Below are 25759 nucleotides of genomic sequence, written 5' to 3'. Positions count from 1 at the left end.
AAAAAGCGCAGCCGGCAAATGTAGGGTATGCAAAGAACAGCCGTGCAGCGCAACAGTTCATTTTCAATGTGCTGCAAACATAGACAAAAAATATCAATCCTACAATGCCGCCGCACACAAGCCCTGCCACTTTGTAGTGACAACTTGCGCTCTACTTGCACTTTTCATGATGCACGAAAGTCTCTTCCGCATGCTCTATTGCTAAGAAAAGATAGAATCGATAGTTAGAATTTGGAATCTCTTGAGGCGAAAAGTATCTTAGAAAAAACTTGTCAATCTGAACATTAGGAGAAAGCTATGACGGGCCGCAATTCGTCTTACCGCAGTAACGCCTACGCCGTTGCACACAACAGTGCCGCTCATCATGATGATGTCTTGCCTGTCTTACCCAGTGCTGGCATGCGCAACGATCTCTTGCCGCCTGAGAGCATCCGACCGCTAAAAATTCTCTTTATCACGCCGAAGGGCAAAAAAGAAGAAGACACAAGCCAGAAAGCACTTTTTTCTATGGCAATTGGAGTGCTTGTCAGCATCACACCACCGCAACATGAAATTGAACTCGTCGATGAGCTTTTTGGTGATGAAATCAACTTCAATGGCGACTACGACCTTGTTGGGATTACAGCACGCACGATGAATGTCACGCGCGCCTATGACATCGCCGATGAATTTCGTCGACGCGGGAAGAAAGTGATTATGGGCGGCGTCCATGTCTCGTTCAACTACGACGAAGCCATTCAGCACTGTGATTCTGTTGTGTGCGGCGAAGCCGAAAACCTCTGGGCTTATGTCCTGCAAGATGTGGCAATGGGTAATTTGCAACCGCGCTACAATGCCACAGATTTCCCGCCTGTCAAAGAAGTACCCATGATTGATTATGAGCGTATCTTCAAAGCCAGCAAACGTGATAAAGTCGATGCACGCAAATCGATTCCAATTTACATGACACGCGGCTGCCCCTACACTTGCACATTTTGTGTAACACCAAACTTCACCGGACGGCTCTATCGCGTTCAATCTGTCGAGACCATCAAAGAGCAAATTGAAACCGCAAAGCGCGTCTGGTTCAAACCCTCACGCTATGGCAAGAAACCGTGGTTTATGTTCACCGATGAAAACCTTGGCGTAAACAAAGCCAAAATGTTTCAGATTATGGACGTGCTCAAAGAGTGCGACATCAAGTTTAGCTCTTTCATCAGTATAAATTTTCTGGAAGACAAAGAAGCCGTCAAAAAGTTGGTTGATGCTGGCTGCGCTATGGCGCTCGTCGGGTTTGAATCGGTCAATCAAGAAACCGTTGACCAATATGATAAGTGGAAGATGAACAACGTAGCAAAATATGCCCAAATCATTAAGCAGTGCCGCCAGATGGGCTTAAACATTCAAGGTAACTTCCTCACTAATCCAGCCATTGATACCTACGAAGATATGACTGCCGTCGAAAAATTCGTTGATGATAATCTCCTCATGATGCCTATTTATTCCATTCTCACGCCCTATCCTGGCACCACGATGTATAAAGAATACAAAGCCAAAGGTCTGATTGTCGATGAGGACTGGGACAAATACACGGCTCACAACCTTGTCATTCGCTGCGACAAATACGACCCGCTCGAATATCAAATTCAATACATGCGCCACTTCTTGGGCTTCTACAAATGGTCCACCATCATCAAGCGTGTGCTCCTCAATCCAAACAAAATGATTAACTTGGTAACTAGCCTCATCTTCAAGCGCAATCTTAAAGATCAGCTTCAAAGCGTGCTTAGCGGCAAGAAAGCCCCAATTCAACATCTGCTTGAAAAAGCCGCCAAAGAAAAATCTGAGGCACAAACGGAACTGACCATGAGTGCTTAACGCTCATTGCGTGCAACTTCTGTAACAGCATAACTGCATCTAGAATAGTTCGGGCGCCCTGTGCGCCCTTTTTGCTTTTGCAATCCTATTTTTGAGCCAAACCTCTCACACTTAAGCCCCAAATGCGCTTAAAAAAAAGATTTTGTTTTCTAAACCAAAGTTTTATATCATTGCAGCAAACTTTTGTTAAACTTTTTTTAATAATAAAATTAAGTAGAATATGAAAAAGATACTTTTTATTCTATCGCTTATTCTTCTTGCGCTGCCACTTTCGGCGCAAACACGCAATCCTATCACTCCCGACCAAGCCATAGAGCGACTGAAAGCAGGTAACAAGCGCTTCGTGGAAGGCAAGACCATTCACCCACGCCAAAGTCCTGAGCGCATTCGTGAAGTTGCAAAAGGACAAAAACCTTATGCCATTATCGTCGGCTGTGCTGATAGCCGTGTGCCAAATGAAATCATCTTCGATGAAGGCTTGGGCGACCTCTTCATCGTGCGCACAGCTGGGCAAGTGTCTGCTGCCGCCTCGTTTGGCAGTATTGAATTTGCTCAAGCCGTGCTAGGCGCGAACCTCGTTGTCGTGCTTGGGCATACGGAGTGCGGTGCCGTTGGAGCGTCGTGCAATTATCAAAACGCCGTGCCGGGGCACATCATCGCATTGGTCAACGCCATCAAGCCTGCAGCCTTGCGCGTTGAAGCACAAGTAAAAGCTGGGAAAGTCAAGCAAGAGGAGTTCGTCAATGCCACTGTACGTGAAAATGTACGAATGCAGGTCGAGCAACTGCGCAATTTAGAGCCGATTCTTGCCGATGCCGTTCGAAAAGGAGAAATCAAAATCGTCGGTGCAATCTATCATCTTGCAACCGGCGTTGTGGAATTTCTTCCCGAAACACTCAAACCCTAACGCAGAACTCAATCAACGAAAATGGAAATACAAGCCTTGGTTGTGTCGCTTCTTTCGCCAATGGTCTTGGCGTTCGTGCTTGGTATTGTAGCCACAGCCATGAAAAGCGACCTAAAATTTCCTGAAGAACTCTACACTTCGCTCACGATTTACCTGCTTGTTGCTATCGGCTTGAAAGGTGGCTACAAGTTGTCGATAACGCCGTTTTCTGAATTCATTTATCCCGCACTTGCGGCGTTGGTGTTGGGGATTATCATTCCGATTTGGTCGTATCAAATTCTCTTGCGTCTGGGCAAGTTTGATATTGCAAACTCGGCAGCGATTGCAGCGCACTACGGCTCGGTTTCGGCAGTAACCTTTGGTGAAGCGCTTGCCTTTCACGATAATCTCAAGGTAGCTCTGCTTGAGCAAAATCCACAGATGAGCGAAGAAGCCTTGAAACTTACGGGTGGCGTCTATGAAGGCTTTATGCCCGGCTTGCTGACGATTATGGAATTTCCTGCCATCATCATAGCAATTCTCACGGCGCGCATTGCCGCAGGAAAATCTTCCCAATCAAACGGTGAAGCCTCGCTCGGAAAAGTGATGCAAGAACTGATTGCAAGCAAAAGCAACCTGCTGATGTTAGGCTTCTTATTGGTCGGATTTATTGCAGGCAAGCGCGGCTGGGAGCAAGTGGCACCATTTTTTGATTTGCCGTTTCGTGGTATTCTCGCGCTCTTTCTACTCGAGGCAGGCTTAGTAACAGGCAGGCGTCTGGGCGACTTAAAGAAAGTCGGTGGCTTTCTTGTCGGCTTTGGCATTGTGATGCCAATTCTGCATGCCGTGTTAGGCATTTATCTTGGTAAGCTCGCGGGGCTTTCGCTCGGCGGCGCAACGATTCTGGGCGTGCTCTCGGCAAGTGCTTCCTACATTGCGGCACCTGCGGCGTGCCGTGTCGCGCTGCCGCAAGCCTCGCCGACCTATTACCTCACGGCGTCGCTTGCGATTACCTTTCCGTTCAATATCATCATCGGATTGCCGCTTTATCATTACTTTGCAAAACTTTTATACGGCATATAAGGAGGGCTCATGAAAACGGTATCACTCAAACTGCTTACCATTATCGCCGATGAAGCCTTGCAACGACGGCTTATTGAAGATGTCAAAACGCTCGGCGCAAGAGGCTACACGCTCGAGAAAGCCTACGGCGAAGGCGACAGCGGTGGTCGTATCAGTCCATGGGAAGGCGAAAACATTCGATTGGAGCTGCTCATCAGCGCAGAACTTGCTGAAAAAATTTTAGATAGACTTGCACGCGATTACTTCGACAAATACAGTATCATTGCGTATCTCTCCGATGTGCAAGTCTTACGCGGCGAAAAGTTTATTTAAGTTTGCTGTATTTTTGTGTCGTTCATAAAAACACTCAAGCGCTTGTGATACCGCGTTATTCACCGCAAGATATCGCTGCTCTCTGGACTGAAGAAGCCAAAATGCAGCGCTGGCTTGAAATTGAACTTGCCGCTGTTGAGGCACGTGTCAAACTCGGCGAGGTGCCTGAAGCAGACTATGAAGAAATTAAACGCAAAGCAAAGTTCGATGTGGCACGTGTGCTCGAGATTGAAAAGACGACCAAGCACGATGTAATTGCGTTTTTGACCAACGTTGCTGAACATGTCGGCACAGCCTCGCGCCACATTCATCAAGGCATGACCTCAAGTGATGTCTTGGACACTGCTCTTTCGATGCAACTGCGCGATGCTGGCAAAATCATCTTAGCCGATATTGAGCACTTAATGCGTGTGCTTGCCCGCCGTGCCAAAGAATTCAAGTACACCTTGCAAATCGGACGTACACATGGCGTACATGCCGAACCAATTACTTTTGGCTTGAAACTTGCACTCTGGCACGAAGAGATGCAGCGCAATCGGCAGCGGTTAAAGCGAGCCATTGAAATCGTCAGTGTCGGTAAAGTCAGCGGTGCAGTCGGCACATTTGAGCACCTTTCTCCGAAAGTTGAGGAATATGTTTGCAAAAAATTAGGCTTAAGACCTGAACCTATTGCAACGCAAGTCATCCAGCGCGATCGGCATGCTGAGTACCTTTGTACGCTTGCGGTCATTGCCGCCTCGATTGAAAAATTCTCGATTGAATGCCGGCACTTGCAGCGCACCGAAGTCTTAGAAGCTGAAGAATTTTTCAGTGAAGGACAAAAAGGCAGCTCTGCGATGCCGCATAAACGTAACCCGATTACTTTCGAGCGTCTGACTGGATTAGCCCGTGTCATTCGCGCTAATGCCATGGCTAGCCTAGAAAATGTAGCACTTTGGCATGAGCGCGACATCTCGCATAGTTCTGTCGAGCGCATTATCATGCCCGATTCTACCATTGCACTGTGCTACATCGTGCGAGAATTTTCTTACGCCATCGAGAAACTCATTGTCTATCCAGACCGCATGCTGAAAAATTTTGAGCATTCCTTTGGGCTTATTGCGTCACAATCCGTCATGCTTGCGCTGACCACAAAAGGCTTAACGCGTGAAGAGGCTTATGCGCTCGTGCAGCGCAATGCCATGCGAAGCTGGAAAGAAAAAATCCAACTCAAAGAGCTTATCTTGAATGATGCTGACATTCGCGCACAGCTCTCTGAACAAGACATTCATCAACTTTTCTCGCACGATGCATTGATGAAGAAAATAAAGAAAAACATCGACTACATTTTCAGGCGAGCTGGCTTAGACAAGCATAAGAAAAAAACATAACTCACCCTGTGCTTTCGCTTCACAGGGCTTATTGCTCTAACACATAAAATTCTCAACGGTTAAAGCGCAAAACGACCGTCTCGTCCATCCTTCTTCTAAAAAAACGACCAGCTCATCGCAGCGAAAACAAAGTGAAAAATAAATTGCGGCAGGTCGAGAAAGTTTTCTTGCAATTGAAGAAAGGGGAATATGAGTATGTCTCAAATGCAGTCCAAGCCAAGTTTATTAGACACAAGAGCAGTCGAGGTTCGCCCAGCTGCAAACTTTGCCGTTAGTGCATCGGCGGGCAACCTTAACAATGCAGAACCTTCGCAAGGCTTTGCGCTCGAGACGCTCTCGCGTGAAATTCCGCTGCCACGCGTCTTGCAAATCTGTCTCTTGCAATTTTCCACAGCTATTGTCTTCGTCTTGCTCAACAGCACGCTCAACCGCGTGATGATTGTCGAATATCAAATCGATGCATGGATTGTGGGCGTACTGATTGGCTTGCATAATCTGCTGGCTGGGATTCGTCCGTTCATTGGCTACTACTCCGATACACATCTGTTCTTTGGCTATCGGCGCACACCGCACGTCATTGTGGGCAACCTTATCTTGGTCTTCGGTGTCTTGCTCTCCGTCTACGGGTTGATGCTCGTCAAGGGCAACTATGCCATGGGCATCGGGCTGATTGTCATCGCCTTCACACTCTATGGCTTAGGCATCAATATCACTGGTACCATGTTCTATGCACTCCTTGCCGATAGCGCCGGTGAAAAACATAAAGCTAAAGCCGTAACCGTAGGCTGGTTTGTACTCATCTTCGGCGTGATTTTAGTTTCGGGTCTGGTCAGTGCTTATCTCAAAGATTTTTCTGATGAGCGCTTGATTGATCTTTTCTGGATTGGTAGTGCATTTGCGATTCTCTTTACTTGGCTGGCAATGCTGGGCACAGAAAAAACGCTTCGCCAAAGCTCATGAAATCGTCCTAAATAAGAAAAGCGATACGAGCTTCAGAGTGGCAATCAAGACGCTGCTTGCCAATAAGACCGTATATGAATTTTTCCTCTTCATGTTCATTACTGTGGTCGCCATTCAAGGTCAAGATGTGATCTTAGAGCCATTCGGTGCGGAAATTTTCGGCATGAGCGTCTCCGAGACTGCCAAACTGACACAACTCTGGGGCATGGGCACTATGCTTGGTATCCTCACGCTGGGGCTTTTCTTCGTTAATCGTATCGGTAAGAAGCGCACCACTTACTTAGGTTGCATCACTTCTGCCGTTGGTTTCTTCGTAATATGCCTCTCACCGCTGGCTGATATGGCTATGTTTAAGGCAGGTGTCTTTCTCTTGGGTGTTGGCAATGGTGCGCTCACCGTCGGCACGCTGACGATTATGATGGATATGACCACGAAAGAAAAATGCGGGCGTCTTCATGGGCACATGGGGCGCTGCACAAGCCTTAGCAAATTTCGTGGCGAATACCACAGGCGGCGCCATTCGTGATGTCTCACTTTGGCTATCGAGCAGCCACTATGTGGGCTACGCCACCGCATTTTCCATCGAGATGATTCTGCTCTTTGTCGCTATTGCCATTCTGCGTGTCATCAACATCACGGAGTTTCAAACCCGTCAGCGCCCCGCTGAGGTGCTGACCAGCGTTGTAGGTAGAGAAGACTAAACCATGTTCAGGCAATAGTAGAGCGCAGCAACATGAGGCAAAGCGCCAAGTAAGGGTTTCCCAAAAGTCGAGCATGTAGCGCCAGTTAGGCTCTCTGACCGGGTTTGTAGCGAATCACTTCGGCTTTCTCAATCGTGATTAACCCGCCCGCTTTTGCTTGCTCGAAGAGTTCTTCTACATGCTCGACGAACTTGCGCACTTTTTCTTCGACATCGACAATTTCGATAACAACTGGCAAGTCAGAAGAAATCTCGAGCAGTTTTGCGGTGTGAATAATGGAATTTGCACCGAAGCCCATCACAGCGCGCATGGCGGTGGCACCAGCGAGCCCGTATTTTTTTGCCTCAAAGATAATGGATTCGTAGAGTGGAATGGCGCCATGTTTATCAGATTCACCCACGAAGATGCGCAGCAATTTTGCATCAGGATTTTTTCAATCATAGCCCTTTCAAAATCATGTATCCCAAAAATGTCGCTACCAGTCCAAGTGTAACGCTGCTGGTTACATACAGCCCTGCATAGAGAAATTGACCATCGCGCAGCAAAGCAATGGTTTCATTTGAAAATGCCGAGAAAGTTGTAAAACCACCGCAGATGCCCGTTGCCAAGAAGAGTCGCCACTCTTGAGACAGATTACCTCTATCGCTTAGCGCAAAGACGAGCCCAATCAAAAAGCACCCTACGATATTGACGCTTAGCGTACCAAACGGGAAAGTCGACAGAAAATTCTTTTGCACTTGCTGTGCAACAAGATAGCGAAGTGTGCCGCCGATAAAACTGCCCACGCCAATTATCAACACAGTTTTCATTTCTTAGGCTTTAGGTGTGGTTGTGGTTCTTTGAGCAAACTCTGTAAGCGCGGGCTTATAGCTTTTCAATTACACGTTTGAAGATAGCGGTCATCTTCGGCTCGGCTTCGTTTGCTGCAGCGATGATTTCTTTTACATCAACAGGCTTGAGGCTTTCAGGAAAACATTCATCCGTGATAATTGAGATGCCTAACACTTCTGTGCCTTGATGATTTGCAACAATCACTTCAGGCACAGTGGACATGCCCACCACATCAGCTTGAAGCAGACGCAGCATTCGGTATTCTGCACGCGTCTCCAAACTTGGACCCGAGAGTGCCACATAGACACCACGCTGCACCTTGATTTTTAGCTCAAGTGCCGCTTCTTCTGCTAACTGAATCAAACGCTTCGAGTACGGCTCACTCATGTCGGGGAAACGCGGACCGAGTTCGTCATCATTTTTTCCAATCAGCGGATTGTCGCCAATAAGGTTAATGTGGTCGTCAATAATCATAATATCACCTTTGCGATAGAGCGGATTTAGCCCACCGCAAGCATTTGAGATGCACAGCGTTTTGACACCTAAGGTTTTCATCACACGAATTGGAAAGGTAATTTCTTGCATGGAGTAGCCTTCGTAGTAATGAAAACGCCCCTGCATAGCGACCACCTTTTTGCCACTGAGCGTTCCGAAAATTAGCCGTCCGCTGTGCGATTCTACTGTCGAAAGTGGAAAGTGCGGAATGTGTTCATATTCTAAGACAAGTTGCGTTTCAATTTCTTTAGCAAGTCCGCCAAGTCCTGTGCCAAGCACAATACCCACAGGATAAGTGTCGGTGGTCTTGGTTCGAATAAAGTCGTGTGCTTCGGTGATTTTTTTGCGCAGGTCAGTCATTTTTACCAGTTTTTTATGAGCGTCTTAAAGATGAGTTGATGCTCAACAATGTTTGCAGACAAAGAAACTGCATGTTGCACTGCCTGTTATTTTATGCTGGCGGCAAGTTTTGCTTCACGAAATTGCACCGCAAAATCCGCCACGCGTGAATAGACTTCGCGCAGTGTTTCGGCATCAGGCAAAAAGACGATTCTAAAAAATCCATCTTTTGGATCCGTACCAAACCCTGAACCATGCACAAAGAGTACGCCTTTTTCACGCAGTAGCCCTAAGACAAACTCTTCATCTGTACCCAGCTCGCCGTTTTCAAGGTTTATCTGTGCCATAGCGTAGAAGGCGCCTCGGGTTTATTGCATTTTATTGCACTGATTTGGTTTAGCATCTCAAAAGTGATATCGCGCTGCTCACGCAATCGCTGCATTGTGTCGTCAAGATAAGACGTCGCTAACGACACTGCCGTTTTGATGACATGCTGCGCTGGCATTGGGGCACTGAGCCGAGCGTCAGCTAGTTTGCGAATCGCTGCCATCAGGTCAGCAATCAGATGTGCATTTGTTACGGTCATCCATCCCAAGCGCCAGCCCGGTGCAAGGTAGTTTTTGGACAGCGATTCCATCGTAATTACAGGCAAATCATCACCAGCCAGACTGCCCATTGGCACATGAGCACCTTCAAAAATCAGTTTGTGATAGACTTCATCAGCAATTACAATCAGCCCATGCTCGCGTGCAACATTGAGCATAGCTTTGAGTGTTTCAGGTAAATACAGTGCGCCAGTTGGATTATTTGGGTTGATAATCACCAGCAGTTTCGTGCGCGCTGTAATTTTCTCACGCAGTTCATCTGCGTCGGGTTGCCAGTTGCGTTCAGGGTTTTGGTGATACTTGACTTCCACTGCACCTAGTTTTGCTGCAATTGCTGTGTAGAGTGGATAGCCCGGCGCAGGTACGAGTACTTCATCGCCCGGCTCTAACAATGCCGTGAAGACTAAATCCGCTGCCTCTGATGCACCGTAAGTGAAAATGACATCATCAGGCGTGGTTTTGATGCCGCGTCGGTACGCTTCTTCAGCGACTGCAGCGCGCGCTTCAGTGATACCAACAGATGGTGAATAGCCATTGTAACCCTCACGCACAGCTTTGGTGATAGCTTCTTGCAAGGGCTCAGGCGGTTGAAAGCCATAGAGTGCAGGGTCGCCGATGTTGAGGTAGATGACTTTGCGTCCTTGCGCTTCGATTTTTTTTGCTTCTGCAACAATATTACGAATTGCATACTTGTAATTCTGCGTGCGCTTTGCAGGCTGATAGCGTGCTGACATGGTGCAGGGTAATTTGGTTACTCTAAGCTATTGAGAATTTCATCAATGTTGGCTTTGCGCGTACTGAGAGAACTTTTGTAAGTCTCAACAGGCACTTCATAGCGTGTAGTTTTCTCTACAGACGGCGTTGCACCATCAGCATTGAGCGCAGCAGGCGATGCTGATGGCGCAGGTTGAGTAGTTGCCGGCGCCATGGTTGAAGTTGTGCTCTGGTCGGCAGCGTCATTGAGCTTCGGTGCTGCAGTTGTGCCTTCGCTTGCCGCTAAGCCGTGCTGAGTTTGGACGCGCAGTTGCTTGCGCGCCGCAATTTGATTTACAATGTAGCTATCTTCATTTGCACTAAAGGAATTCAGTAGCTCGAGTTGAGAGGAAAGCAAGAGGCGCAGTTTGCTAATAATCTCATGTTTTTGTGCATTGAGGCGCTCGATATCATCGTTCAATGCTATTGCATCACTTTTTCGCGCGCTCCAAAATCTGCGCTGCTTTCATCTGTGCTTCTTGTCGAATTAGTTCCGCTTCACGCCTGGCATTCTCTACCACACTTGCCGTCGATTGCTGTGCTTGCGCCAGTGTCTGGTGCAACATGCTTTCGACTTCCTTGAACTTTTGCACCTGCCCTTCAAGCTCATAGAGTCGACGTTTGAGCGCATCTTGCTCCGCTAAGAGCTCTTCCCACTGCTTTGACACAGTACCTAAGAAAGCTTCCACTTCTTCTGGTTCGTAACCACGCAAAGATTTGTTAAATGTCTGTTTCTTGATGTCAATCGGCGTAAGTCTCATAGCGCAATGCTTTTTTTGCGGTTCGCGTATTTCCTCGAAAGTAATCATAACTGCACTTTTCACAAGGGCATCGCCTAAAAACGTTTATGCGCCTTTTGCTATTTTGAAAGCTGAGCGCAACGCTAAGCGCAAAACGAAAAAGCGCAAAATGAAAAAGCTCCAAAAATGGAAGAGTTCTTCACGCAAAATTCAATCTATGTAGTTCTAGTCATTGTCCTGGTCATCTTCACAGGATTATTCATCTATCTCTTGCGTCTTGAAAAAAAACTCACCGCGTTGGAGCAGCAATTCTCTGAGCAAGATGACACTCAGCAAAAACGCTAAGGCACGCTTTAGCGTTTAAAACAGAGTCAGAAATAGCGTAAATTGAAAAGGCTAAGAAAAGCCACTGCACGCAGAAAATAGAATAGCAAATCACAGCACATCAAATCACTAAAAGATAAATTATCTCTAAACATGCTCAAGAATCCAAAAATGCTGGCTGGCGGTGCAATCTTGGTAGCCGTGCTTGCTTGGCTAGCTTTTACAGCACAAGAATGGGGCAACAGCACCATCGGCTATGCCGACCTTGATGAAGCCTCAAAGACGAAAAAAGTCTGCTATATCAAAGGCTACTGGGTGAAAGAGAAACCCACTGAAACCAATGCGAATGTTTTCACATTTTTATATGAAAGATGAATCGGGCAAAGAGACACGTGTAATTTACCCCAACGGTAAGCCAAACAATTTCGAGCAAGCCACAAGTATTGTGGTGCAGGGCAAGTATGAAGACGGTACGCTGCACGCCAAAGATATTCTCGTCAAGTGTCCATCAAAGTATCAATCCGAAGAAGCCGATAAAGCCAAGAAGATTTAAGTCTCTTGGCTTTCTTTTTTTTCTAATTACACTAACCGCTTCAAAGTAGTATGCCTACCGACGCCCTGTTCATGGAGTTTCTCACTGGAAAATTTATTACCATCATTGGCTTTGTTGCTGCACTTGTTGCTGTAGTAGCCTATTTCAAAGCTGCACAGTCTGAGCATGATTGGTCACTTCAGCGCGAGTGGCTCTCAATGGGACGCTATGCGTTCCTTGCCATGTTTATTGCTATCGTCATCAATGGCTTGCATCTGCTCTACCTTATTCTCACGCATCAATTCCAGTACAACTATGTCAAGAGCTACAGCGACACCACACTCGAGCTTTTTTACCTCATCTCGACTTTTTTATGCCGGTCAAGAGGGCAGTTTTATGCTATGGATGTTCTACGGTGCGCTCTTGGGGCTCTTTGTAATTCGCACTGCAAAAGACTATGAAGCTCCTGTGATGACAGTTCTAACGCTCTCGCAAGTGTTCTTGCTTTCCATGATCATGGGTATTCAAGTGCCCGGTATTGGGGTCATTGGCAGTGATCCGTTTGCATTAGTGCTCGGTGAGCCTCCTCAAGAAGGTGATGGACTCAACGCCCTGCTGCAAAATCCTTGGATGGTGATTCACCCTCCAACACTTTTCTTGGGCTTTTCTTCACTGATTGTGCCGTTTAGTTTTGCCATTGCTGCACTGTGGAAAAATAAATATGATGACTGGGTACGTCCAGCCTTGCCGTGGATTCTCTTCAGCGCCATGACACTCGGCACAGGCATTATGATGGGCGGCTACTGGGCATATAAAAGTTCTCGGTTGGGGGGGCTATTGGGGCTGGGACCCTGTAGAAAATTCCTCGCTTGTACCCTGGCTGATGATTGTGGCCCTGCTGCATACCACCCTCGTGCAAAGAAAACGCGGCTCTCTCAAACGCTTTAACCTCTTTCTTGCCATTCTTGCTTACTCAGCCATCCTCTATAGCGCTTTTCTTACACGCAGCGGCGTACTGGGCGATACATCCGTGCATTCCTTCACCGACCTTGGACTTTACAACCAACTTGTCGCATTTTGTGTCGTCTTCTTCGGCGGTGGACTTCTGTTGCTTTTCTGGCGCTTCCGAAGTATTCAATCTGCTCAATACGCCGATTCTCTCTACTCACGCGAATTTTTCCTCTTCAGCGGCTCCCTTGTGCTCATGCTCATCGGTTTCGTAGTGCTTGCAGGCACATCTACACCTCTCATTGATCAAATTTTAGGACGACCGCTTACTAAAATTGAGCCAGAGTTTTACAACAAAACCACACTTCCCCTTGCTATCATGATTGGCTTGCTTTCAGCAATTGGTCAACTGATTTGGTGGAAAAAATCGATCGCGACAATCTTGTCAAAAATCTTGCGGTACCTGTCGCATTGGCTATGGGATTTACATCCATACTGATCGTTTTTGGTATGACAGACTGGGGCATGATTCTCCTTTCCCTAACTGCTTCATTTTCGCTCTTTGCAAACGCACAAGTATTCCTGAAAGTCGCAAAAAGTAACCTGCGCTTTGCAGGTGGCTCACTGACCCATGTGGGATTAGCTTTGATGTTACTTGGTATTATTGGTTCGGGCAAGTATGATGAAAGTAAATTCGTGGAATTGCCTATCGGGCATCCTGTTCAAGCCTTCGGCAAAGAGATGACATACTTAGGTGTGGAAAAAATCGATGGTGCAAAAAATGGCTTCAAAATTCAAGTCAAGGATGATGGAAAAGAATATCTTGCTATGCCTGTGATGTATGAAACGCGCCGAATGACCGTGCAAAACCCTGAGGTCTTGCACTATCTTACCAAAGATTTTTATATCGCTCCTGTCAATTTGATGCGCCGTCCCTCTGGCGAACGTTTGGTATTAGCTAAAGATGAAGTGCAAACCCTGCAAGGCTACAGTGTGAAATTCACTGGCTTTAAGATGTATCAAGATCCGAATTCACTAAGTCCAGATGGCTCGCAGCCTATAAAGATTGGGGCGTATTTGGAAGTCAGCAAAGACAATATGGTTGAGCGCCTTGAGCCTACGCTGACGATTAAAGCCGGCACTGCTCCCGAGCTTCAACCAGCTTCGCTTCAAAGCAATTCCTCAATAAAAGTCTCTCTCATCAACATCGATGCCAACAACCGCAAAGTGATGATTGAAGTACAGGGTCTTTCACCTTCTTCATTACCTGCTGAAACACTGATCGTGGAAGCCAGTGTTAAGCCCTTTATCAATGTGCTTTGGCTTGGCACTTACATTGTATTCTTCGGCTTCTGTCTCTCGATTTATCGTCGTTGGCAAGAGCGTCAGCTTAGTGTTTCGCACAAAGCCTTGCCAAATGAATTCTCTGGCGCTACCGAGCCGTCAAAAGCAAAAGAATCTTTGATTACTTCTTCATAAGCAATAAGATATGCAATTAGCAGTGATTTTACTGACCATTATCTTTAGCCTAACACCTCAACTTTTGCTCGCACAGAAGTTACTTTCGCCTAAAATTTTTGCTAATGCACCGTCTACGCTTCACATCAAGGACTCTTTAAGCCCGATTACTTTAGATATTGAGAGCGCACCGCCTACAAAATCGCCAGCGCTTGCTGCGTTGCTTTCTTTTATTCTGCCCGGCTTGGGAGAATTGTATGCAGGGCGTTTTGAGAGTGGACAGTATTTCTTAGCGGCTGACGCGGCTCTGATTCTTGGCGTTACGACACTCACCGTCTATGGCAATATCCAACGTGAAGATTATCAAACTTTTGCGCGATTGTATGCTAATGTAGCTGATGGAAACAAGAGTAGCGAGTTTTGGCGCGATATTGCTGACTGGCAAAGCCGAGCTGCATTTAATGAGTCACGCTTGCGTCGGCGTCAATATGGTGCTATTTATGAAGTTGCCGATGATTGGCAATGGCAAAGCAATCTGCATCGCCAGCGCTACCGTGAGATTTGGGTATCGAGCGAAACTGCATTTCAGTCAAGTTATTATGTCATTGCTGCTATGGGCATCAACCGATTGCTTAGTGCAATTAACGCAGTAAGACTTGTAAATGAAGGGCAAGAAAGCAAACTTGGCTCTAACATCTTAATTTCGTCTCACGCATTTACTACACTTCCCTTACGCACAGAAGGCTTGATGCTCTCACTTTCTGCTCGCTTCTAAACACAGCTCTAACACAGCAAATCAAGTTCATTCAACATATCGATTGCAAGTGTGTTGCGTTTTTGTTATATTTGTATGACTGAACTTGTTTCCTCTCCCTGTAGAAAGAGCCTTCCAGTCAGCAAGGCTCAAAGTTTGTAGAGCAACCAACACAGTGGTTGCTGCGTCGCAAATAAGTTTAGACTTGCATATTGCCCCGAGTTCTTTAGAGGTTCTCTTAGTTATGCTCTTTATGTTGTTTTAAGCAGAGAACATTCTAATTATCTGAACGAATGAAACAAACTTATACAACACAAACCAAAACAATATGTCAAACCATAAAACTATCCTCATCGCCGATGACGAATTAAATTATGTGTCGTCTTTACGTGCTCATTTAGAAAAGGAAGGATACCAGGTTATTTGGGCACAAAATGCAGCTGAGGCAATGGCAAAAATTTCTGCCAAACCCCATGCTGTGGTTGTCGATCTCATGCGTGGGCAATCATCTGGACTTGACCTTTGCCGCAAACTTCGCATGCAGCCTGAATGGCGATACCTACCTATCATTATTTTTACCAACAAAGAAGGTGAGTCCAACGAGGTTGTCTGCCTTGAAGTTGGGGCTGATGATTTCATTCACAAGTCAGCCAGTTTGCGTGTATTTTCAGCACGCTTACGCAACATTCTCAGGCGTTATGGACGTTATGTCGAATCGCCCACGACCGATGATGTCTCATACATTAAAATCAATCAACTTGAAATCAACAAGGCTTTCTACTCGGTTCGCCTCAATCACAAAGATATTTTCCTACCACGCAAAGAATTCGAATTACTCTGGATTTTAGCTTCTAACAAAGGCAAGGTCTTTTCACGTGAGATGCTCTTGCGCCGTGTGTGGGGCGAAAATGTCTATGTTACAGACCGCACCGTTGATGTGCATATCTGCAAAATTCGTCAGCGTTTAGGGGCTTTCGGACATGAACACTTGGAGACCATCAAAGGGATTGGCTACCGAATTAAAGCGTAGTCAAAGCAAGTTGCTCGAGCATACACTCAACTATGTTACAACGCGCTCTGTTATCTCTAACTTGCAATGACGGCGCGTTACACTCAGTTTTGCTCTCGCGCCAAATGGTAAAGTCAACTTGGATTTGATATGACCGAATGAAAAGTTTGCAAATGCTGGCACAAGTTTCGGCAGCTTTTTGACATAGTCCGCAATCACTTGCTTCATTGAAAGCGAAGGTTTATCATCCTCTGGCTCAGAGTCTGTAAATTGTCCTACCACAAAGCCGTGCAATGCTTGCATTACTCCCGAATTTGCAACTTGCGAGAGCATCCTATCCACGCGGTAAGGTTCTTCGCCGATGTCTTCTATTACCAAGATACTCTTTTTCAGACTTGGCAAATAGGGTGTGCCGATAAGGGTTGTCAGCAGCGAGAGATTTGCTGCGCTAAGGCGTCCGGTCTTTTCGCCGACTTGCAGCGCTGTAGCATGATGGGAAGCGTGGTTTGGCAGTTCGCCGACAACGCTTGCCGATGTTATCATTTGCCAGAAGTGCTCTTGCGCAAAGTCATCTGGCTGTGTCATATCGGAGACAAGCATCGGTCCTAAAAATGTGATGAGTTTGCACTTTGCAAATAGTGCGCTGCAGAGCGCAGTGATGTCAGAGAAGCCTACGAAAATTTTGGGATTGCGTGCTATCATGGCGTAATCGAGCAGGGGGAGAATACGCGGCGAGCCATAGCCACCACGCAAACAAAAAATCGCTGAGACATATCGGTCAGCGAACATTTCGTTGAGGTCTTGCGCGCGTTCTTTATCCGTACCTGCTAAGTAACCATATACCTTGCGCACTGCCTTACCAAACTTGATGCGATAACCCAAACTCTCGATGTATTCGGCAGCACGCTCCAATTTGTCCTCAGGAAATACTGGGCTTGCAGGCGCAACAATACCGATAACATCGCCCTTTCGGAGACGCCTTGGTTTTAGGACGGTCAAGCGTAAAGAAGGTTGTTAGGCTTTTTGAACAGATTCGGCAATAACAATCGCACGATTGTTGTTCATCTCTACAAAACCACTTGAAATGACAAAGGTTTGCGATGATTTATCAGCTAAATCAATGCGGAGTGTACCCTCTTTCAATGCTGAAAGAATCGGTGCGTGGTTTTGCAAAATCTGAAAACTACCTACTACACCGGGCAATGTCAGACATACAGCTTCGCCTTCAAAGACCTGCTTAACTGGCGTAACGACTTCAACTTGAAAGGGCATCGTTTTAGTAACTTGGTAAAGTTTTAGCTTTCTCAACGGCTTCTTCAATCGTGCCAACCAGACGGAACGCCGCCTCAGGCAAATGGTCGTAACGACCTTCTAAGATTTCTTTGAAGCCACGAATCGTATCTTCAATTTTGACATACTTCCCTTCCAGACCTGTGAACTGTGTAGCCACGAAGAACGGCTGCGAGAGAAATTGCTGAACACGACGTGCACGCGCCACAATCGTCTTGTCTTCATCAGAGAGTTCGTCCATACCTAAGATGGCAATAATGTCTTGCAAGTCTTTGTAGCGCTGCAGAATTTGCTTAACGCCCTGCGCTACTTCGTAGTGTTCCTGTCCAACAATGTTTGGGTCAAGAATTTTTGAGGTTGAGTCCAGCGGGTCGACTGCAGGATAAATTCCCATTTCAGCGATTTGACGCGAGAGCACGGTTGTAGCATCAAGATGTGCAAAGGTTGTTGCTGGCGCGGGGTCTGTTAGGTCATCAGCAGGCACATAAATGGCTTGCACAGAAGTAATCGAACCTTTCGTTGTTGAGGTAATGCGGTCTTGAAGCGCGCCCATCTCTGTTGCCAGTGTCGGCTGATAGCCCACCGCACTCGGCATTCGTCCTAAGAGCGCGGAGACTTCTGACCCTGCTTGTGTGAAACGGAAGATATTATCAATGAAGAGTAAGACATCTCGCCCTTCTTCATCTCGGAAGTATTCAGCAATAGCAAGTCCTGTAAGTGCCACGCGCGCACGTGCGCCCGGCGGTTCATTCATCTGACCAAAGACAAGCGCTGCATTTTTAATCACGCCGGATTCTTCCATTTCCAGCATGAGGTCGTTACCTTCACGCGTGCGTTCTCCAACGCCTGCAAAGACAGAATATCCACTGTGAAATTTGGCAATGTTGTTGATGAGTTCTTGGATAATCACCGTTTTACCGACGCCTGCGCCACCGAAAAGCCCTGTCTTACCGCCTTTCGTGTAGGGCTCCAGCAAGTCAATCACTTTGATGCCCGTCTCAAGCATTTCAGCTTTCGTTGTCAGTTCTTCAAATGCCGGAGGATGGCGGTGAATTGGATACTTTTTGGCACTTTTAATCGGTGGTTTGCCATCGATAGGCTCACCGACGACATTGATCAGTCGCCCAAGTACCGCCTCGCCTACAGGTGTTTGAATTGGCGCATTTGTGTTAATGACTTTTGTGCCACGCGTCAGACCCTCAGAAGTGTCCATCGCGATCGTGCGCACACGCTCTTCACCAAGATGCTGCTGCACTTCAAGCACAAGTTCACTGCCATCAGGACGCTTGACGGTTAAGGCGGTCATAATCGCTGGCAGGTCACCGTTAGGAAAATCGACATCAATAACGGGACCGATAATTTGAGAAATAATACCTTCTTGCATTTGGAAAATTTGAGATGTTAAAGCCTTGGATAGAAAACTTGGGCATCGCGCTTTTGATGCAAGCCGAAGCCTGCCGAGCCACCTGCGGGACTCGAACCCGCGACCTGCTATTTACGAAACAGCTGCTCTACCGACTGAGCTAAAGTGGCAAAAATTTTGAAATTCTAATATACAACTTACTGCTTTTTTTCTCAAAGTCTCCAAGAAGGACATTCTCATTTTGCGATATTCTGAATTGAAATTGCTCAAGCACACTGTATTTTGCTGAACGTCTCACGCGCCTGCGTTCACGAATATGCGTAATACTTGTACTCTGTTGCACCAAGTTTTTTACTTGCTACGATGCGAAGTGTTGAGAAAGCACTTGTCTTGCCCGACGTTCTGCACATGCTCTTTAAGCCAAATGATTTGCAGAGCGCTAACTTTGCCGTAACACCACAGAGGCAACACAAAAACATAAGCAATATCCAAAAAGGCAACATTTGCAATGTTAAAGTCACAAAACACATCACCTTATAGGAGAAAGGTAGCATGAATAGAACTGTACTTGGTAACATCATTCGTGGCTCACTTTTAGAAGGGCTTGATATGAAGCTCTTGGAGCATGTTCCGCTTGAGAGTATCAGAGCTGGAAAATTTCTTGTCGTGGAAGGCGAGCAATACGATTTTTTCTCTATTATCACCGATATGCGTCTTGCGGCTAAAAATGAGGACTTGCTCTCCAGCCCACCTAACTTTCATCATGACTTAATTCGGCACATTGTTTCTGGCACGCTGACCTACTCGATTGTCTCGCTGCATCCGATGCTCATGCGTGAAAAACACAAGGACGCTGTGATAGAACCAGTTAAGACCATCCCCCCTCACTTTGCTGCTGTAGCTGAAGCTACTGATGAAGACATTGCTAGCGTATTCGGCACAGAATCACGCAACGAAACCGAAAAGCGCAAATTCTTTTACATTGGCACGCCGCTCAATATGTCGCAACCTGTTTGCCTTGATTTGGAACGCTTTGCCGAGCGCAGTAGTGCAGTCTTTGGTCGCACAGGCACAGGCAAAACCTTCATTACGCGCTTATTGCTTGCTGGACTTATCAAAACCGACACAGCAGTTAATCTCGTCTTTGATATGCACAGTGAATATGGTACAAAAGGCACATCTGAGGCTCCGGGGCAATCTTCTGTGAAAGGCTTGCAACCGCTCTTTGCCTCACGCGGCAAGGTCAAAATATACTCGCTCGACCCTGCCAGTACCCGAAGTCGTGGTGCATACTGCGATCGTGAAGTACGCCTTGGCACCAACACAATTGAGCCAGAAGACATTTTGCTTTTGCAAGATGAACTGGGGCTCCCCCCAACAGCTGCAGAATATACAAGCATTCTCAAAGGCGAGTTTGGGGAAGATTGGTTACGCCACTCCATGAATCTGATGGACAATCCAGAAGAAGCACAAGAATTTGCAAAAAAGAAAAATCTCATGCTGAATTCTATGCAAGCCCTTTTGAGACGCTTGCGTAGACTCCGCTCAGTGTGCGAATTTCTAGATTTTAGTAACAATAAAGATAAGTTGAATGTCATCGAAGAACTTATTAAGGATTTGCAGCGCGGTGTCAGTGTCGTTATCGAGTTTGGTAAATATGACAACATGCTTAGCTACTTGCTTGTTGCCAATATCATCACGCGCCACGTCGAGAAAGCCTACAAAGATGCAACCGATAAGTATCTGTGCACACAAAGCTTACAAAATAAGCCAAAGCAACTTGTCATTACCATTGAGGAAGCACACAAGTTTCTCAATCCGCGTGCTGCCTCGCAAACCTCGTTTGGCAAAATCGCACGAGAACTGCGAAAGTATTATGTCTCGCTTTTGCTTGTCGACCAGCGCCCCTCTGGTATTGATGATGAGGTGCTCAGCCAAATCGGCACGAAAATCATTGCGGCACTCTCCGATGAAAAGGATATCAATGCGGTGCTGAGCGGTGTCAGCAATGCTGGTGGCATGCGCAATGTTTTAGCAAGTTTAGATACGCGCCAGCAAGTCTTAATTTTAGGTCATGCCGTTCCAATGCCTATTGTTATTCGCACGCGCAACTACGATGCTGATTTCTATGCAGCAATAGGCTTCACAGAGGGACGCGCTAGACAGGAAAAAGTAGAGCACTTATTTAAAGCAATGTTCCCCGAAGAGTGATGCTATCAGGAGAGTTGTACTAGACTCGTGTTGGATGCAGCGGACTTTTCAACACGCTTGTCATGATGATGAAGCGTTGGCTCAATGCGTAGAGCAAAAGTGCGCTTGTGCAAGCAATGATTATCGAGGCAGGTCTAAGGCTGGTTTAAAATAAAAAATGTGGCTGGCATACGTCCCCCACACCGTATGCCACAGGCCGCGGGCGCGACCTGTTTGCCACTTGTGAACACAAAGATAAACGTTCAATCTGAAAAACGCAAGAACATGCAAGAAAATTTTTTCATTTTTTTAATTCCAGTTGCGTAAGACTTCCACAAGCAAGCGTACCCCAAAACCTGAACTACCTTTGCTTTGTCCACCACCCATTGATGGAAATGCAGGACCAGCAATATCAAGGTGCGCCCACGCGCGATGATCGCCGATGAATTTTTCCAGAAACTTTGCCGCTGTAATTGCCCCTGCTCCTCTACCACCTGTGTTTTTGACATCAGCAACCTCAGATTTGATTTGCTTGTCATAATCGTCCCAAAGCGGCAGGCGCCATACTTTCTCTCCAGAGCGCAGCCCAGCTCTGTAGAGTGCATCAGCAAGTTGATCATTGTTGCTAAAGAGCCCTGCGACAGGATTGCCCAGAGCAATAACGCACGCACCGGTCAGCGTTGCAAGGTCAATGATTGCATCTGGCTCATACTGCTCTTTGATGTATGTGAGCGCATCAGCCAGAATCAGTCGACCTTCTGCATCGGTGTTATCGATCTCGACTGTAATTCCAGAGTAAGTGGTTAATACATCACCTGGGTTTTGAGCTGTGCCACTGGGTTTGTTATCCGTTGCTGGGATAGCGCCAATAACATGAATCGGCAGTTTCAGGCGTGCAATTGCTTCTACGGCACCAATCACATCAGCGGCACCCGACATATCAGCTTTCATATCGCCCATATTTTCTGACGGTTTGAGCGAAATGCCACCTGTATCAAATGTTACCCCTTTGCCGATGAGAGCAATTTTGGCTTTCGCTTTGCCTGCAGGCTTATACTCCAAAATTGAGAACGTGGGCGGCTCACTGCTTCCTTTATTGACGCCAAGCAACCCGCCGAAACCCAGTTGCTGCAATTTTTCCTTACCAAATACGGTAACCTTGTAACCATACTTTTTGCCAGAAGCCTTTGCAGCATTAGCTATATCTGTTGCTGTCATATAATTACTCGGGGCATTGATAAGGTCACGCACCATAGACTGCGACGTGGCGATGATGTATCCAACATCAGCACCGTCCTTGACGACGTCGAAGTCTTGTTCGGTTGTGAAAAGTATTAACTCTTTGAACTGCGCTTTCTTTTCAGGCTTGAAGGCTTTACCTTTCTTCAACTGGCTGACTTTGTCTGTCTTATGTGCAGTATATTCATACAATCCGTACTCAAATCCTTCGACGACAGCTTGCGCCACATAGGAGAGGTCTTCATTCAAAGTTTGAGCGAGCGTTTGCACATTTGTGAGGTCGATGCCAGCTTTTACGAGTTGCATTTCTCTAGCTTTGCTGGCAAATGCCGCAGCAGCTTTGCGAATAGACTCCAGTGAAGTCAGTTCGCCGAGTCCTAATAAAAAAACTCGTGTGGCTTCAATAGTGTCAGACTTTGGATACAGCATCAGAATATCGCCTTCACCAGCTTTGAAATCGCCATTTATTCCAGCCGTGTTGACGCCGACAATTGCAGAAAGCGCGCTTAGCTCTCTTTCACGCGCTGCTTTAGAGATAAAAAATCCTGCCGCATCTAAGACTTGCGAGCGAATGTCGACTTTTGAAATAACAACTCTCATTGTTGAAAGTATTGTAAGTTGAAGTGTTAAAGTTTGAATCTTTTAAGATAGAGTTTTTGATAGCACAAGACAAAGTTATGCATCTGCTCTTTGAGGCTACACTGTATCTCTGACAATCTGCTGACGACTTCTTGCAGGTTGCTTACAGTTTTATCTCCACACCATGCTTTGTAGCTGCATCATTGAGCGCCTCTTTCCACTGCTGACGCTGTTCTGCAGACAGGCGATCTAATCCGATGTCATATTCATCGCCAGACTTCAAGCGCAGTGTCATTGCGCTAACTTCAACACGAATAAAAGAAAGGTCACGCCAGAAAAATTCGATTTCAGAGAGATGAGAGGTCTTAATGGTAATGCCGTTAGGGTTGAGCGCCACAAAAAACTTAGGTTGCTTGTGTGTATGCCACCACGCTAGCCCCAGCCAGCATATTGAGATGAGAGAAAATGAGACCAGAAAAAATGTATCACGATACACCAGCAACACTAAGCCGCCAATGATTAGCCAAGAGAGCGCCATGAAGATTTGTGTGCCAAGATGGGGAATTCGGCTCTGCGGTGTCTCTAAGTACAGTTTCAATTCCGTCATCACTTATTCTTCGGTTTGTTCTACGCTGAGAGCGGGTACGGCTTCAACATTTGCCGCAATCAGGTCATCTAACTTGATAGAAAAGTCGAGTGGTGTGCCATCTAACATCTTAATTTCAACTGGCGGAAATTTCTGCCGATGCTGCTCGAACGCAAAAGACCACTTTGCTTGTTCCTGTTCATCAAATTCCTTCCACGAGCGAATGCCTCGGCACTTCGGGAAGCGTGTGCAACTAAACCATAGCCCACGCTTGCTCTCACGTAGATACATCGGCGCATTGCACTTTGGACAAGAGACTGTGGTTTGCAGTGGCGGTAGTTTCGGCGGAGCAATTCTGCCATACTTATCCAGGTTCAAAATACTGTCACAACTTGGATAATTCGTGCAAGCTAGAAACTTCCCAAACTTGCCTTGCTTGATTACCATTCGTCCTGTTTCACACTTCGGGCATTTGATGCCGGTCTCAACTGGTGCGGCTTTGGGTACAGCAATTGGCTTGATGTTTTTGCATTTCGGATAGCGCGAACAGCCTAAAAACTTGCCCGACTTTGTCCATTTGACAATCATTCGTCCTTCGTGGCATACGTCGCAAATTTCAGCATTGTCGTTCTGCGGTAGAATTGGAGCGGCTTGGCGCAGTTGCAAGGCTTTCTCAAACGGCAAGTAAAATCTATCGAGCAATTTTTCATACTCATCTTCACCTGTAGCAACTTTATCGAGGTCATCTTCCATTTTCGCCGTGAACTCTACATTGAAGAGTTCAGGGAAGTTGGCTACAAGAATTTTTGAGACATCTTTGCCAAGTTCAGTCGGGAAAAGTCGGCGGTCGCGGATTTCAACATAATTGCGCTCGACGAGGGTCGACATAATCGTGGCGTATGTTGAGGGTCGACCAATGCCGTAGTTGTCAAGTTCTTTGACCAAACTGGCTTCAGTGTAGCGTGCAGGTGGTTTTGTAAAGTGCTGTGTTTCTTTGAGCGCAGCCAAATTCAATTTATCGCGCTCTTGTAGGTTTTTGGGCAAGAGCGTACGGCTCTCATCGCTCTCGCCTTCTTCTTTGGTAGATTTGCGCTCTTCATAATCCAATTCTTTTGCATCGCCAAACACTTTGAGGAATCCTTCAAAGAGCACCACACTGCCTGAAGCGCGGAAGAGAAACTCTTGCTCGTTGTCCAAAATATCGACGCTGGTTTGCTCCAGTTCTGCTGGCGACATCTGCGAGGCAAGGAAGCGTTTCCAAATGAGTTCGTAAAGCCGAAATTGATCACGGTTGAGAAAACGCTCTACGGCTTTAGGTGTGCGGTCAACCGCTGTAGGTCGAATGGCTTCGTGTGCATCCTGCGCACTTTCCGACGACTTATATTGAATAGGCATCTCCGGAATAAACTCACTCCCGAACTGCTTGCTGATGAAGTCGCGCGCTTCGCTTTGTGCTTCTTTGCTAATGCGCTTGGAGTCCGTACGCATGTAAGTAATTAACCCTACTGCACCATCAGCGCCAAGTTCAATGCCTTCATAAAGCTGTTGCGCAAGCAGCATAGTCTTCTTTGAGCCAAAACCAAGTTGATTAGACGCCGCTTGTTGTAGCAGTGATGTTGTAAAAGGTGCAGGCGGATTGCGTTTGGTCTTGCGCTTGCGAATCTCAGCAATGGCATAAAGTCGTGATTTAATTCTTGCAGCAAGCGCTTTAGCGGTTTCTTCATTTGGAATCTCCACATCCTTGCCGCCCACTTTAGTCAGCTTGGCGACAATTTTTTCACCGCGCTCGGTCAGAAACTCGCCGATGATAGACCAATACTCTTTGGGCTGAAACGCCTCGATTTCAGCCTCACGCTCGCACACAAGACGCAGAGCCACGGACTGTACGCGCCCTGCTGAAAGACCGCGCAGTACTGTCTCCCACAGAAAAGGACTCACTTTATAGCCCACAATCTTATCCATGGCTTGACGCGCTTGCTGTGAGCGCACGAGGTTGTAATTAATCTCACGTGGCTGTTCAATTGCTTCGCGTACAGCTTTGGGCGTAATTTCGTTGAAGAGCACACGGTGCGTCGGCTTATGCAGGTCTTCTAGTTCATTTGCAATGTGCCATGCGATTGCTTCACCCTCACGGTCTGGGTCGGTTGCAATCAGCACTTCATCAGCCGCTTTGGCAAGTTTTTTCATCTCTCGCACCACTTTTTCCTTGCCTGCAATGATTTCGTAACGTGGTTCATAGTGATGCTCAAAATTGATCCCAATTTCTTTGCGCGGCAGTTCTTTGATATGTCCAATCGAGGCAAAAACAGCGAAGTCTTTTCCTAGGTACTTGTTAATTGTTTTGGCTTTGGAAGGCGATTCTACAATGACCAGACGCTTGCCTGTTGCATCGCCCTTAAACTGTACATCATCATCGCTCTGCACAGCACGTTTTACGGGCGACTTTTTTTCGCTCTTTGCTTGATGATTTTCTGATGCAGACTCTTGACTAATCGATTTCTTTTTTGCTGGCATACGCCTACTTCCGTTTAACGACAACGATTCAAGAACTACTA

The 25759-nt window shown here is 46.6% G+C and carries 29 protein-coding genes, 1 tRNA gene and 1 pseudogene; 17 read left to right on the top strand and 14 right to left on the bottom strand.

Annotated features, from left to right (window positions below; genetic code table 11):
- Window positions 1-399: 399 nt before the first annotated feature.
- The 8 genes from CMR00_01530 (at window position 400) to CMR00_01495 (ending at window position 7169) form a co-directional block, all read left to right on the top strand.
- Window positions 400-1857 carry a B12-binding domain-containing radical SAM protein gene (locus CMR00_01530; GenBank protein PIO49113.1) on the top strand — a complete coding sequence of 486 codons (1458 nt, stop codon included), beginning with the start codon at window positions 400-402 and terminating at the stop codon, window positions 1855-1857.
- A gap of 220 nt (window positions 1858-2077) precedes the next feature.
- Window positions 2078-2764 carry a carbonate dehydratase gene (locus CMR00_01525; GenBank protein PIO49053.1) on the top strand — a complete coding sequence of 229 codons (687 nt, stop codon included), beginning with the start codon at window positions 2078-2080 and terminating at the stop codon, window positions 2762-2764.
- A gap of 21 nt (window positions 2765-2785) precedes the next feature.
- A complete protein-coding gene (locus CMR00_01520) occupies window positions 2786-3826 on the top strand; it encodes a sodium-dependent bicarbonate transport family permease (GenBank protein ID PIO49052.1) in 1041 nt (346 codons plus the stop codon).
- A 9-nt stretch (window positions 3827-3835) separates the two neighbouring features.
- Window positions 3836-4138, top strand: a complete 303-nt coding sequence (locus CMR00_01515; protein ID PIO49051.1) for a transcriptional regulator — start codon at window positions 3836-3838, stop codon at window positions 4136-4138.
- A gap of 44 nt (window positions 4139-4182) precedes the next feature.
- The gene (locus tag CMR00_01510; GenBank protein PIO49112.1) at window positions 4183-5508 is read left to right on the top strand and encodes an adenylosuccinate lyase; all 1326 of its coding nucleotides are present in this window, start codon (window positions 4183-4185) and stop codon (window positions 5506-5508) included.
- Between the two features lie 189 nt (window positions 5509-5697).
- Entirely contained in the window at window positions 5698-6468 is a 771-nt protein-coding gene (locus CMR00_01505) for a hypothetical protein (protein PIO49050.1), read from the top strand.
- Window positions 6377-6994, top strand: a complete 618-nt coding sequence (locus tag CMR00_01500; GenBank protein PIO49049.1) for a hypothetical protein — start codon at window positions 6377-6379, stop codon at window positions 6992-6994. Before CMR00_01505 ends, CMR00_01500 begins: the two co-directional genes overlap by 92 nt.
- A complete protein-coding gene (locus CMR00_01495) occupies window positions 6924-7169 on the top strand; it encodes a hypothetical protein (GenBank protein ID PIO49048.1) in 246 nt (81 codons plus the stop codon). The genes CMR00_01500 and CMR00_01495 overlap by 71 nt, the downstream gene beginning before the upstream one ends.
- An 85-nt stretch (window positions 7170-7254) precedes the next feature.
- Here CMR00_01495 and CMR00_01490 read toward each other — a convergent pair whose 3' ends face one another.
- The 6 genes and pseudogenes from CMR00_01490 to CMR00_01465 all read right to left on the bottom strand — a co-directional run bounded on the left by CMR00_01490 (window position 7255) and on the right by CMR00_01465 (window position 11016).
- Window positions 7255-7584, bottom strand: coding sequence for a hypothetical protein (locus tag CMR00_01490; protein ID PIO49047.1), 330 nt, complete (start codon window positions 7582-7584; stop codon window positions 7255-7257).
- A gap of 22 nt (window positions 7585-7606) precedes the next feature.
- Window positions 7607-7978: a fluoride efflux transporter CrcB gene (gene crcB / locus CMR00_01485; GenBank protein ID PIO49046.1), complete on the bottom strand. Its 372-nt coding sequence runs from the start codon at window positions 7976-7978 to the stop codon at window positions 7607-7609.
- 55 nt (window positions 7979-8033) lie between these two features.
- Complete coding sequence (locus CMR00_01480; protein PIO49045.1) at window positions 8034-8855, bottom strand: purine-nucleoside phosphorylase; 822 nt, start codon at window positions 8853-8855, stop codon at window positions 8034-8036.
- 86 nt (window positions 8856-8941) lie between these two features.
- Window positions 8942-10173: pseudogene (locus CMR00_01475) on the bottom strand (aminotransferase class I/II).
- A 17-nt stretch (window positions 10174-10190) separates the two neighbouring features.
- On the bottom strand, window positions 10191-10613 hold the full coding sequence (locus tag CMR00_01470; GenBank protein PIO49044.1) for a hypothetical protein: 423 nt from the start codon (window positions 10611-10613) through the stop codon (window positions 10191-10193).
- 10 nt (window positions 10614-10623) lie between these two features.
- Window positions 10624-11016, bottom strand: coding sequence for a hypothetical protein (locus CMR00_01465; GenBank protein ID PIO49043.1), 393 nt, complete (start codon window positions 11014-11016; stop codon window positions 10624-10626).
- Window positions 11017-11118: 102 nt separating this feature from the next.
- Here CMR00_01465 and CMR00_01460 point away from each other — a divergent pair, with 102 nt between their 5' ends.
- From CMR00_01460 to CMR00_01425, 8 genes are all read left to right on the top strand, one after another.
- A complete protein-coding gene (locus tag CMR00_01460; protein ID PIO49042.1) occupies window positions 11119-11277 on the top strand; it encodes a CcmD family protein in 159 nt (52 codons plus the stop codon).
- 132 nt (window positions 11278-11409) lie between these two features.
- Complete coding sequence (locus tag CMR00_01455) at window positions 11410-11631, top strand: hypothetical protein (GenBank protein PIO49041.1); 222 nt, start codon at window positions 11410-11412, stop codon at window positions 11629-11631.
- Window positions 11597-11809: a hypothetical protein gene (locus CMR00_01450; protein PIO49040.1), complete on the top strand. Its 213-nt coding sequence runs from the start codon at window positions 11597-11599 to the stop codon at window positions 11807-11809. The genes CMR00_01455 and CMR00_01450 overlap by 35 nt, the downstream gene beginning before the upstream one ends.
- A gap of 165 nt (window positions 11810-11974) precedes the next feature.
- Complete coding sequence (locus CMR00_01445; GenBank protein ID PIO49039.1) at window positions 11975-12736, top strand: hypothetical protein; 762 nt, start codon at window positions 11975-11977, stop codon at window positions 12734-12736.
- Window positions 12672-13235, top strand: coding sequence for a hypothetical protein (locus CMR00_01440; protein PIO49038.1), 564 nt, complete (start codon window positions 12672-12674; stop codon window positions 13233-13235). The genes CMR00_01445 and CMR00_01440 overlap by 65 nt, the downstream gene beginning before the upstream one ends.
- Complete coding sequence (locus tag CMR00_01435; protein PIO49037.1) at window positions 13214-14215, top strand: hypothetical protein; 1002 nt, start codon at window positions 13214-13216, stop codon at window positions 14213-14215. The genes CMR00_01440 and CMR00_01435 overlap by 22 nt, the downstream gene beginning before the upstream one ends.
- Window positions 14216-14225: 10 nt before the next feature.
- The gene (locus CMR00_01430) at window positions 14226-14969 is read left to right on the top strand and encodes a hypothetical protein (GenBank protein PIO49036.1); all 744 of its coding nucleotides are present in this window, start codon (window positions 14226-14228) and stop codon (window positions 14967-14969) included.
- A gap of 307 nt (window positions 14970-15276) precedes the next feature.
- Entirely contained in the window at window positions 15277-15978 is a 702-nt protein-coding gene (locus CMR00_01425; protein ID PIO49035.1) for a DNA-binding response regulator, read from the top strand.
- A 30-nt stretch (window positions 15979-16008) separates the two neighbouring features.
- On the opposite strand, the gene CMR00_01420 is transcribed toward CMR00_01425, so the two are convergent.
- The 5 genes from CMR00_01420 to CMR00_01400 all read right to left on the bottom strand — a co-directional run bounded on the left by CMR00_01420 (window position 16009) and on the right by CMR00_01400 (window position 18956).
- Window positions 16009-16956 (bottom strand): LD-carboxypeptidase, encoded by a 948-nt coding sequence (locus tag CMR00_01420; protein PIO49034.1) that lies wholly within the window; start codon window positions 16954-16956, stop codon window positions 16009-16011.
- 15 nt (window positions 16957-16971) lie between these two features.
- The gene (gene atpC, locus CMR00_01415; GenBank protein PIO49033.1) at window positions 16972-17229 is read right to left on the bottom strand and encodes an ATP synthase F1 subunit epsilon; all 258 of its coding nucleotides are present in this window, start codon (window positions 17227-17229) and stop codon (window positions 16972-16974) included.
- 4 nt (window positions 17230-17233) lie between these two features.
- The gene (gene atpD, locus CMR00_01410; protein ID PIO49032.1) at window positions 17234-18631 is read right to left on the bottom strand and encodes a F0F1 ATP synthase subunit beta; all 1398 of its coding nucleotides are present in this window, start codon (window positions 18629-18631) and stop codon (window positions 17234-17236) included.
- A gap of 76 nt (window positions 18632-18707) precedes the next feature.
- Window positions 18708-18780, bottom strand: a tRNA-Thr gene (locus tag CMR00_01405).
- The gene (locus CMR00_01400) at window positions 18771-18956 is read right to left on the bottom strand and encodes a hypothetical protein (protein ID PIO49031.1); all 186 of its coding nucleotides are present in this window, start codon (window positions 18954-18956) and stop codon (window positions 18771-18773) included. The genes CMR00_01405 and CMR00_01400 overlap by 10 nt, the downstream gene beginning before the upstream one ends.
- 206 nt (window positions 18957-19162) lie before the next feature.
- On the opposite strand from CMR00_01400, the gene CMR00_01395 reads away from it, so the two are divergent.
- A complete protein-coding gene (locus tag CMR00_01395) occupies window positions 19163-20821 on the top strand; it encodes an ATPase (protein PIO49030.1) in 1659 nt (552 codons plus the stop codon).
- A gap of 288 nt (window positions 20822-21109) precedes the next feature.
- Here the strand turns inward: CMR00_01395 and CMR00_01390 are convergent, their stop codons facing one another.
- From CMR00_01390 to CMR00_01380, 3 genes are all read right to left on the bottom strand, one after another.
- Window positions 21110-22639 (bottom strand): leucyl aminopeptidase, encoded by a 1530-nt coding sequence (locus CMR00_01390; GenBank protein ID PIO49029.1) that lies wholly within the window; start codon window positions 22637-22639, stop codon window positions 21110-21112.
- 142 nt (window positions 22640-22781) lie between these two features.
- Window positions 22782-23225: a hypothetical protein gene (locus CMR00_01385; GenBank protein ID PIO49028.1), complete on the bottom strand. Its 444-nt coding sequence runs from the start codon at window positions 23223-23225 to the stop codon at window positions 22782-22784.
- 3 nt (window positions 23226-23228) lie between these two features.
- Window positions 23229-25718: a DNA topoisomerase I gene (locus CMR00_01380; protein ID PIO49027.1), complete on the bottom strand. Its 2490-nt coding sequence runs from the start codon at window positions 25716-25718 to the stop codon at window positions 23229-23231.
- Between the last annotated feature and the right edge of the window lie 41 nt (window positions 25719-25759).

Source organism: [Chlorobium] sp. 445, from assembly GCA_002763895.1.
GTDB lineage: Bacteria > Bacteroidota > Chlorobiia > Chlorobiales > Thermochlorobacteraceae > Thermochlorobacter.
Note: the sequence above shows the minus strand (reverse complement) of the source record. Positions and strands in the feature narration are given on the sequence as shown.